This window comes from Cupriavidus sp. 8B, from assembly GCF_054589115.1.
Genome location: NZ_BAAILO010000161.1, coordinates 1 through 3,019, shown reverse-complemented (window position 1 = coordinate 3,019; position 3,019 = coordinate 1). Strand labels below are relative to the sequence as shown.

The 3,019-nt window shown below is 64.5% G+C and carries 3 protein-coding genes; all 3 read left to right on the top strand.

The genetic code is table 11. The features are described 5' to 3' along the window. A partial coding sequence (locus tag ACYP5B_RS15780; RefSeq protein WP_459570347.1) for a DNA-methyltransferase occupies positions 1-897 on the top strand: 897 nt, incomplete at its 5' end. A gap of 2 nt (positions 898-899) precedes the next feature. Then, positions 900-1,697, top strand: a complete 798-nt coding sequence (gene trpA, locus ACYP5B_RS15775) for a tryptophan synthase subunit alpha (protein ID WP_459570346.1) — start codon at positions 900-902, stop codon at positions 1,695-1,697. 182 nt (positions 1,698-1,879) lie between these two features. Further along, complete coding sequence (accD, locus tag ACYP5B_RS15770; protein WP_043347984.1) at positions 1,880-2,752, top strand: acetyl-CoA carboxylase, carboxyltransferase subunit beta; 873 nt, start codon at positions 1,880-1,882, stop codon at positions 2,750-2,752. Positions 2,753-3,019: the final 267 nt, after the last annotated feature.

Sequence of the window (3,019 nt, the reverse complement as noted above, 5' to 3'; positions counted from 1 at the left end):
CCGGGCGCCGCTGAAGGCGGCGCCCCGTCCGCGCCCGCGCCAGTCGCGGCACCGCAACTGACGCTCTACCAGGAAGACGTGCTGGAAGGCATCAAGCGCATTGCCGACGGCTCCATTGACCTGATCGTGGCCGATCCGCCCTATGGCTTGGGCAAGGACTACGGCAACGACTCCGACCGCCTGTCCGGCGACGCTTACCTGGATTGGTCAGCGAGCTGGATCGATGCGGTGGTGCCCAAGCTGGCGCCGCGCGCCTCGCTCTACCTGTTCTGCACCTGGCAATACTCGCCGGAGCTGTTCGTGATGCTCAAGCAGCGCCTGACCATGATCAACGAGATCATCTGGGACCGGCGCGTACCGAGCATGGGCGGCACCACGCGCAAGTATTCCTCGGTGCACGACAACATCGGCTTTTTTGCCCGGGCCCGCGACTACTACTTCGATCTCGACCCGGTGCGCGTGCCGTACGACGCCGAGACCAAGAAGGCGCGCAGCCGTCCGCGCTTCGAGGGCAAGAAGTGGCTGGAGGTTGGCTACAACCCGAAGGACCTGTGGAGCGTGCCGCGCATCCACCGGCAGGATCCGGAGCGTGCCAATCACCCGACCCAGAAGCCGCTGCATATCGTGCAACGCATGGTGCTGGCCAGCTGCCCGCCCGGCGGGCTGGTGCTCGATCCCTTTACCGGCAGCGGCACCACAGCCGTAGCCTGCGCGCTGCACGGGCGCCGCTTCGTCGGCTTCGAGATGAATCCCGACTATGTCGACGTGGCGCGCGAACGCGTCGCGGCATGCATCAACTCGCCGCAGGCCGCGCCCGCTACCCTGAACATCGCAGCCGCGAACGATGAGCCCCTGATGGCTGCCTCGTCCACGCCGTTGCCTACTCTCGCTCAATGACCATGTCCCGAATCAAATCGACTTTCGCGGCGCTGGCCGCGCAGAACAAGAAGGGCCTGATTCCGTTCATCACCGCCGGCGATCCCGAGCCCGGCCTGACCGTCGTGCTGATGCATGCACTGGTGGCGGGTGGTGCCGACGTGATCGAGCTTGGCGTGCCGTTCTCCGACCCGATGGCCGATGGCCCGGTGATCCAGCGCGCCTCCGAGCGCGCGCTCGCCAATGGCGTGACGCTGACCAAAGTGCTGGCCTGGGTGGCCGAGTTCCGCCAGACCAACGCCACCACGCCGGTGGTGCTGATGGGCTACGCCAACCCGATCGAGCGCATGGGCGAGGAAACGTTCGCCAAGGCCGCGCGCGCGGCCGGTGTCGACGGCGTGCTGGTGGTCGACTACCCGCCCGAGGAGTGCGAGTCCTTTGCCGCGCAGATGCGCGCCAACCAGATGGACCCGATCTTCCTGCTGGCGCCCACCTCCACCGACGATCGCATCGAAGCCGTGGCCAAGCTGGCTAGCGGCTACCTGTACTACGTGTCGCTCAAGGGCGTGACCGGCTCGGCCACGATCGACCTCGACAGCGTGGCCGCGCGCATTCCGCTGATCAAGCGCCACGCCAACCTGCCGGTCGGCGTGGGCTTTGGCATCCGCGACGCGCAGACCGCGCGCACGATCGGCAGCGTGGCCGATGCCGTGGTGATCGGCAGCCGCCTGGTGCAATTGCTGGAAGATGCGCCGCGCGACCAGGCGGTACAATCGCTGCAGTCGTTCATCGCGGAAATTCGGCAGGCCCTCGACGCCTGAATGTGATTGAAGCGGCGCCGCTCGTGTTGGTGCACGGGCGGTGAGCGCAGCAAAAAACACTGTTTTTGACGGCCGTTGTGCCGCAACAGGCGCATCGCCCCGGCAGAAGGGGGACTGCGGGCCGCAGGCATGGTAAATTCGCGGCCTGACATGTTCCGCGCATGTGCCGAAAGGAGCCTTTCATGAGCTGGTTGGATAAACTCCTCCCTCCCAAGATTCAACAGACCGACCCCTCCACCCGCAAGGGCATTCCGGAAGGGCTGTGGGTCAAGTGCCCGTCGTGCGAGTCCGTGTTGTACCGGACTGACGTCGAGGCCAACCTCCACGTCTGCCCCAAGTGCGACCACCATATGCGCATCCGCGCCCGCGCCCGCCTCGACGGGCTGCTGGACGCCGAAGGCCGCTATGAGATCGGCCAGGAGATCCTGCCGGTCGACGCGCTGAAGTTCAAGGACACCAAGAAGTACCCGGACCGCATCAAGGCTGCCATGGACGACACCGGCGAGACCGATGCCATGGTCGTGATCGGCGGCGCCATCCACACCATTCCGGTGGTGGTGAGCTGCTTCGAGTTCGAATTCATGGGCGGCTCGATGGGCTCGGTGGTGGGCGAGCGCTTTGTGCGTGGCGCCCAGGCGGCGCTGGAGCAGAAGGTGCCGTTTATCTGCATTACCGCCACGGGCGGCGCGCGCATGCAGGAAAGCCTGCTGTCTCTGCTGCAGATGGCCAAGACCACGTCCATGCTGAACCAGCTGTCGAATGCCAAGCTGCCGTTCATCAGCGTGTTGACCGATCCGACCATGGGTGGGGTTTCCGCCAGCTTTGCGTTCCTGGGCGATGTCGTGATCGCCGAGCCCAAGGCGCTGATTGGCTTTGCTGGTCCTCGCGTGATCGAGCAGACCGTGCGCGAGAAGCTGCCTGAGGGGTTCCAGCGGGCTGAGTTCCTGTTGCAGAAGGGCGCGATCGATATGATTGTCGATCGTCGCAAGTTGCGGGATGAGCTGGCGCAGTTGCTGGCTTTGCTGCAGAAGCAGCCGGCGGATGCTGTGGCTTGAGGGTTGGGTTGGTTGAGGGTGATTAGGCGCGGACTGGGATGTTCGCGCTTTTTCGCTTTATGGGGTGGGGGTGAGGTGTTTAACTGCAACTGCAACTGCAACTGCAACTGCAACTGCAACTGCAACTGCAACTGCAACTGCAACTGCAACTGCAACGACTTAACTGCCACTTCAAAGTCAAAGGCAGTTTCACCTCCCCTGCGGGGAGGCGACCTACTTTCTTGTCTCGCCAAGAAAGTAGGCAAAGAAGGCGACCCGGATGGGGCG